Genomic DNA, 6,766 nt, shown 5'->3' with positions numbered 1-6,766 from the left:
CTGCCCTTTTGTCTGATTTATCAAGTAGGAATCCTTTCAGATAGCGGGACTTATATTCTGAAGCTGCTGTAAATGATATATGCATTAAGAGCAGTCCTGTTTTCTAATTTTAGCTAACTGGCATTAATCATTCAGGGCAATCCGGGAGAAGGAAAAACGTATTTTGCCATGAAGCTGACTGCAGCCTGCACCAACCGGAAATATCTCCCGAACATGGAGGAGACTGAACCATTTAATGTAATCTACCAGACTGCCGAGGACGGAAAGGGAGATACCATCAAACCAAGGCTGATCGAATGCGAAGCCGACCTTTCAAGGGTCATGGTGATTGATGATACAAAAATCCCACTGACGTTGATGGATGACCGGATTGAGAGAGCCATCCGGCAGAACAAAGTCCGACTATTGCTCATTGACCCGGTGCAGGCATTTATCGGTGCGGATGTGGATATGAACCGGGCGAATGAAGTCCGTCCAGTATTCCGGAAACTGGGGAATGTGGCGGAGCAGACCGGATGTGCCATTGTGCTCATCGGGCATCTGAACAAATCCTGCGGTACGCAGAGTACCTACCGGGGATTGGGTTCCATTGACATCATGGCAGCCGTCAGAAGCCTTTTATTTATCGGGAAGGTAAAGAAAGACCCGACAACGAGAGTGCTGATCCATGAGAAAAGCTCTCTTGCCCCTCCGGGGGAGACCCTTGCGTTTAAGCTGGGGGATGAAGGAGGTTTCCGGTGGATCGGTGGCTATGACATCAATGCGGACGATCTCCTGAACGGTAAAGAGGGGAAACGGGTGGAAACAAAACTGGAAAGAGGTATGAGGCTGATGGAGGAAATGCTGGAAGATGGAAAAGAAATTCCATTGAAAGTCATCCAGAAAAAAGCAACCGAAATGAACATCTCTTCCAGAACTATGAGGGATGTCCGCAACCGAATGGGAGACCGTTTGATTTATGGGCGAGGAAACGGAAGGGATAATACCATTCGGCTGAAAGTAGATTAGGTGGCAGGATTTTTTTGAAAAAGGGCAGATTCTATAGATACCTTAATGCCTGCCACTCTGCCACCTAACCATTTGGAGAAATATTTGCATAGATATGACTGGCAGAAAATCATATTCTGCCAGTTGCTTTTTGGGAGATAAATACGATGGAAGAAAGAAAATTGGATATGGAAAATCTTAAAACTGTATCGGATGAAAAAGAAGAACATTCGGTTCTTGAGAAGAAAATTGGTCGCACTCGTTATCACGTTCATCTCTTTTTTGATCCTAATTCCAAGGAAAACATGCAGCAAAAAATCATGAGGATGATGAAGAATGAACTGGAGGCAGAACTCGACAAACCCGCATAAACACTGGATTTTTCATCATTTTAAGAAAAAATGATTTTGGTCAAATTCCTACTTGACGGAATGGTGCCCAAGGGAACACTGATCGAAGAATGCGGGAAGATGTTAGACAAAGGACCGCCAAAGAGAGACAAGCATGGAAATGTTGTGAAAGATAAATCCGGAAAGGTGGTGCATGAACCTTATGTAATCAAGGTCTTAAATACCATTAACTTCTCCAAATCGCTCCACTACAATCCGTTTGCCTATTTAAAATCCGAAAAGGATATCCTGAAACTGGTGACGGTTATCATTGCCAACACCAAGGGAGAAGGGGAAAAGGCAACCGAGGATTTCTGGGTCAAAGCAGAAAAACTGCTGTATACGGCACTGATTGCCCTGATCTGGTATGAAGGGGACGAGGATGAGAAGAACATGAACACCCTGATCGACCTTCTGAATGAGAGTGAGACCAGGGAGGATGACGAGAATTACAAAAATCCAGTGGATATGCTGTTTGAGGATCTGGAAAAAAGGAATCCGGAACACTTTGCGGTACGCCAGTATAAGAAATACAAGCTGGCGGCAGGTGTTATAAGCTTGAAGAGACTTCTTAATCATCATTTTTTAAGAAATTGGAGCTCCAAAATGATTAAAAAGTCTCTTGAGGCTTATTTTTTGCCAAAATACAAAATTGTACTTTTTTAAAAACATTCTCAAAGGATGGCAACATTTTGCCTCGCCAGTCTGGATATAGTGTAAGGAGTTTTTCAAACCGACACAAAATCCAGAGAAATTTAAAAAAGTTACGTTACTACCTTGTAAAACAGCGTCCGAAAGATGGGTTAAGTGAGAGGAACTTTTTTGAAGATCCTTACACGAACCTTGACAACGGAGCAGCCTGCCCATAGTGATACCAGATTTGAATGTGCATTCAGCGTGTCGTTTCTGGCAAATACGTCCCGGAAACATCGGAACCCGGTACAGGAACGGATATGGAATGAAAACAGGCAATGAAAAATGAAAGGAAGGAGGAAAACGGATGCAGGAGAAACTTACCGCATTGTATGAACGTCTCAGCCATGATGATGACCTTATGGGCGAGAGCAACAGTATATCGAACCAGAAGCAGATGCTTTCAGAATATGCCGAATCCCATGGACTTACCCCATATATCCATTTTACGGATGATGGCATATCCGGCACAAGATTTGACCGCCCGGGATTTGTCAGCATGATGGATGCCATCAAAGCCGGGCAGATCGGGACGGTGATCATAAAGGATATGAGCCGGTTGGGACGTGATTATCTGATGGTCGGTCAGATTCAGGAAATGCTGCGCCAGAAGCAGGTTAGGCTGATCGCTATCAATGATGGTCATGACAGTCTGAATGGGGATGATGATTTTCTTCCTTTCCGAAACATTATGAATGAGTGGTATGCGAAAGACACGAGCAAAAAGATCCGGTCTACCTTTAAGGCAAAAGGCAATTCCGGGAAGCACGTTGCAAGCACCACACCATACGGATATCTGAAAGACCCGGAAAATAAGGAACACTGGATCGTGGATGAAGAGGCTGCACAGGTTGTTCGCAGGATTTTTCAGATGACAATGGACGGATATGGTCCTTACCAGATCGCAAAGAAGCTGAAAGAAGATCAGGTGGAGATCCCGGCAGTACACATGGCAAGGCATGGGGCAGGATTATGGCAGGGAAGAGTGGACGAGATCAAAGACCCCTATGCGTGGGGTTCGTCGACGGTGGCAGGGATCCTGAGAAAGAGGGAATATCTTGGTCACACTGTTAATTTCAAGACCAGAAAGCATTTTAAGGACAAAAAGAGCCATTATGTGTCAGAAGATAACTGGACAGTATTTGAGGACACGCAGGAAGCGATCATTGATCAGGAAACCTTTGATAATGTCCAGAGAATCCGGAAGAATGTCCGCAGATACCCGGACGGATGGGGAGAAGCACATCCACTGACAGGGCTGATGTATTGTGCCGATTGCGGGGCAAAAATGTATGTGCACCGGGTAAATAATGGGAAAAGAATCCCACAATATACCTGTTCTGCATATAGCAAGGTTCCGGTTGGAACACTCTGCCCGACACAGCACAGGATTAATGCGGATATTGTGATGGAGCTGATAAAAGACCTGCTGAAAGCTATCGCAGAATATTCCCATCTGAACCGGGAAGAGTTCATTGAGACAGTGAAGACAACACAGAATTCCCAGCAGTCCAGTGAAATCGTGAGGCTGAAAAACAGGATAGCAGAAGCGAAAAAGCGTCTGCAGGAACTGGAAAAACTGATCTGCCGAATATATGAGGATAATATCCTCGGTAAGCTGCCGGACGAACGTTACGCAGTCCTTGATGGGCAGTATTCCAAAGAACAGAAAGAACTGACAGCGGAAATTTCAGAATTGGAAGCAGAGGTAGCCGGATATGAAAATGGCAGACGGTCTGCGGAAAGATTTATTGCACTGGTGGACAAATATCAGAATTTTGATGAACTGACCACATATATGCTGAATGAGTTCGTGGAAAAGATTCTGGTGCATGAGAGGGACAGGAAAGGAAGCCAGCAGACCACACAGGAGATTGAGATTTATTTTAATTTTGTGGGAAGGTATCTTCCACCGCATTTTGGAGAAGTCCAGCTGACACCGGAAGAGGAAGAAGAATTACGAAAGCGGGAAGCCAGGAAGGACAGGCTGCACCAGAATTATCTGAGGCGGAAGGCAAATGGAAAACAGAAAGAATACGAAGACAAAGTAAAAGAAAAAAGAAAAGCCGAGATCGAGGCGAAGAAGGAAGCAATCCGGCAGGAAGATATTACGAAAGGTGTGTTTGTTCCAGTGTCGATGCTTCCGGCTGCAGAACCAAAGAAAGGGGTGGTAAATACATGAAAGAATTGAAACCGATGATACATGATGAAAAGAACGGACTGGATTATATCCTTGTGGGAGATTATTATATCCCGTTGATTCGTGTGGCGGAAGAAACCAGAGATATTGGTTTCTATGGAAGCCTACGCAGGAATTTTCTGAAAGACTACCGGCAGGCTTTGTATTCCCAGCTTATGCTGACAGGAAAGCTTTGGACGTATCTGGCTGACCTGAATGAAATCTGCGTGGAACGCAGGGACAGCATGATGGATCAGATGATGGAAGCAGAGGGTGTCACAGAGGAATTAAAGGGAAAAGACCAGATGGAATGGCTTCGCAGGGTAAATAACATCCGCAACAGAGTGGATGAAGTAATCCTGACAGAACTGGTCTATGTATAGGGGGATGCTTATGAGATACCGAATTGAATACGCAGATGGTCGTTGCTGTAATTTCGCCAACAGCCGGAAAGACCTTCTGGAATGGCTGAAACTTTTAAAGGATGAAGAGATCACAGATATTCGGAAAATCTACAAAAACGGTGTGACGGATTCCGTACTTGAAAAGTATCAGAATTATCTGGATAAAAATGCCGGATAGGAAGGAGAAGACAGGATGAAAGCCATCCGATTTATTTTAAGAATAATATTGTTGCCTGTGATGGCTGTTCTGGTAGTAATAAGACTGTTTGTGGAGTTCCTTGCAGGAATATCAGCAGTTATCTTCCGGGTAATTGCAGGAATTTTTCTTCTGACCGCCCTGCTAAGCTATGGCTTTGGTCTGGAAAGTTCCGGGGAATGCCTGAAAATCGTATTGGCTGGCTTTCTGTTTTATCTCCTGCCATGTACGGTTGAAATTGTGATTGCGGGAATCGTCTTTTTAGCAGAATGGATTCGCTCTTTTACATAGGAAGAGGGCAGAAAGGGACACGATTATGAAAAGAGAATTAGTGGAGAGCTACTTCGACTGGAATGAGATCAGGCTTGAGGCATATTTACGGATTGATCCTCAACTGATTGAACTGGAAGGGGAATGCGAGAAAACGATGGATGAATTGAAGCCATACATAGAGAAATACGGTCATGAGTTCTGGACGATTATTGAACGGATCATATCGGCAAGACATGCAGTAGAAGCCTATATCAGCCGGGAAATGTATATCCGGGGATTTCTGGATTATGAACGTCTGGTATGTGAGATAGAAAGGGATGTATGAGGATGAAAGAGGAAGCATTAAAGGGATTTGTGGATTTTATCATTCAGGAACGGATGCAGAGTGCATTCAGCCAGATGAAAGCCGGGAAAGAACCGGATGACAAGGATGATGTGGAACAAAAGTATGAGGAAGCGGTGGCATTGCTTCCAAAGGATAAACAACAGGCAGTCCAGGCATACTGCGATGCTATTTTTGACAGCGGTGCGTATGCTGAGCAGTTCTTTTATCGGTTGGGACTGAAGGATGGGATTCGGTTGTATAAGACAGTAAAAAGTATCATCAAGGGAATATCTTAAATGGATTGGAAAATGTTATTTAAAATTTACATGTCTTACCATAACTCGGAAAACATATGGAATAAGGAATTTTTTTGTGATATACTGTTCTAAAAATCGTTGTCTGGCGATTTGGTGAATCCCGATAGATTATTTTATAGGGAACAGAAACTTTGAATTTTACAGTGAGTGGAGAATATGATGAAAATACCATCAATAGAAGAAGCAGAAAGGTTAATAGAAGAAGCATCTAGATTAAATCCGGGACCTTGGATTGAGCATAATAGAACAGCAGGACTTTGCGCAAGAACAATTGCGGAAAAATGTGATGGTCTGAAGCCTGATGTTGCCTATGTAATGGGATTATTACATGATATAGGTAGGCGTGAAGGTATAATGGATATGAAACATATTTATGCTGGATACTTATTTATGAGTTCACTGGGGTATGATGATAGTGCGAGAATATGTTTAACACATTCTTTTCCATACAAGAATATTGGTGCATATAATGGGCAGAATGACTGTTCAGAAGAAGAAACGGAATATATACAGAATTATTTAGATATGTTGGAGTATAATGATTACGATAGATTAATTCAGTTGTGTGATGCAATTTCATTTCCGAATGGACCAACATATGTTGAAAAGAGATTGGTTGATGTTGTTATAAGAAGAGGATTTAATGATTTGACTATTCCAAAATGGAAGGCTTTTTTGGAGTTGAAAGAATATTTTGACGAGAAAACTGGCAGTGACATATATACATTATTGAAGGTGTAACAGAAAGGAAACTCCCAGTCTGTAGGAGAGATTGAAAGCACACGATTATTTGAAGCTGTAGAGGTAAAGATAATGATAGAGATTAGATATGTTCAAACGGAAGATAAAGAATTTTGGTATAGTCTTGACAGGCATTGATGTTGTATAAATAAAGTTGACACCTTATTCTCAAAGAATTCATGTATAATAAAGAGAATAAGGAGGAACTCTCAATGTCACGTACCCAACGTAAATACGACCACGAATATAAGGTCCAGGCTGT

8 protein-coding genes and 2 pseudogenes are annotated in these 6,766 nt (G+C 42.8%); all 10 read left to right on the top strand.

Annotated features, from left to right (window positions below; translation table 11 throughout):
- Nucleotides 1-126: 126 nt before the first annotated feature.
- A pseudogene (locus FYJ57_RS14515) lies at nt 127-1,008 on the top strand (AAA family ATPase); the annotation flags it as partial.
- A 146-nt stretch (nt 1,009-1,154) separates the two neighbouring features.
- A complete protein-coding gene (locus tag FYJ57_RS14510) occupies nt 1,155-1,358 on the top strand; it encodes a TnpW family protein (RefSeq protein ID WP_235904606.1) in 204 nt (67 codons plus the stop codon).
- A gap of 66 nt (nt 1,359-1,424) precedes the next feature.
- Nucleotides 1,425-1,925: pseudogene (locus FYJ57_RS14505) on the top strand (type IV secretory system conjugative DNA transfer family protein); the annotation flags it as partial.
- 451 nt (nt 1,926-2,376) lie between these two features.
- Nucleotides 2,377-4,251 (top strand): DUF4368 domain-containing protein, encoded by a 1,875-nt coding sequence (locus tag FYJ57_RS14500; RefSeq protein ID WP_117739480.1) that lies wholly within the window; start codon nt 2,377-2,379, stop codon nt 4,249-4,251.
- Nucleotides 4,248-4,631, top strand: a complete 384-nt coding sequence (locus FYJ57_RS14495; RefSeq protein ID WP_154433201.1) for a TnpV protein — start codon at nt 4,248-4,250, stop codon at nt 4,629-4,631. Before FYJ57_RS14500 ends, FYJ57_RS14495 begins: the two co-directional genes overlap by 4 nt.
- A 10-nt stretch (nt 4,632-4,641) precedes the next feature.
- A complete protein-coding gene (locus FYJ57_RS14490) occupies nt 4,642-4,830 on the top strand; it encodes a hypothetical protein (protein WP_117739482.1) in 189 nt (62 codons plus the stop codon).
- A gap of 15 nt (nt 4,831-4,845) precedes the next feature.
- Entirely contained in the window at nt 4,846-5,139 is a 294-nt protein-coding gene (locus FYJ57_RS14485; protein ID WP_117739483.1) for a hypothetical protein, read from the top strand.
- 25 nt (nt 5,140-5,164) lie between these two features.
- On the top strand, nt 5,165-5,446 hold the full coding sequence (locus FYJ57_RS14480) for a hypothetical protein (RefSeq protein WP_154433200.1): 282 nt from the start codon (nt 5,165-5,167) through the stop codon (nt 5,444-5,446).
- A 2-nt stretch (nt 5,447-5,448) separates the two neighbouring features.
- Nucleotides 5,449-5,742 carry a hypothetical protein gene (locus FYJ57_RS14475; RefSeq protein WP_117739485.1) on the top strand — a complete coding sequence of 98 codons (294 nt, stop codon included), beginning with the start codon at nt 5,449-5,451 and terminating at the stop codon, nt 5,740-5,742.
- A 177-nt stretch (nt 5,743-5,919) separates the two neighbouring features.
- Nucleotides 5,920-6,504: an HD domain-containing protein gene (locus tag FYJ57_RS14470; RefSeq protein ID WP_235904605.1), complete on the top strand. Its 585-nt coding sequence runs from the start codon at nt 5,920-5,922 to the stop codon at nt 6,502-6,504.
- Nucleotides 6,505-6,766: the final 262 nt, after the last annotated feature.

This window comes from Oliverpabstia intestinalis, from assembly GCF_009696065.1.
Classification (GTDB): domain Bacteria; phylum Bacillota; class Clostridia; order Lachnospirales; family Lachnospiraceae; genus Oliverpabstia; species Oliverpabstia intestinalis.
Note: the sequence above shows the minus strand (reverse complement) of the source record. Positions and strands in the feature narration are given on the sequence as shown.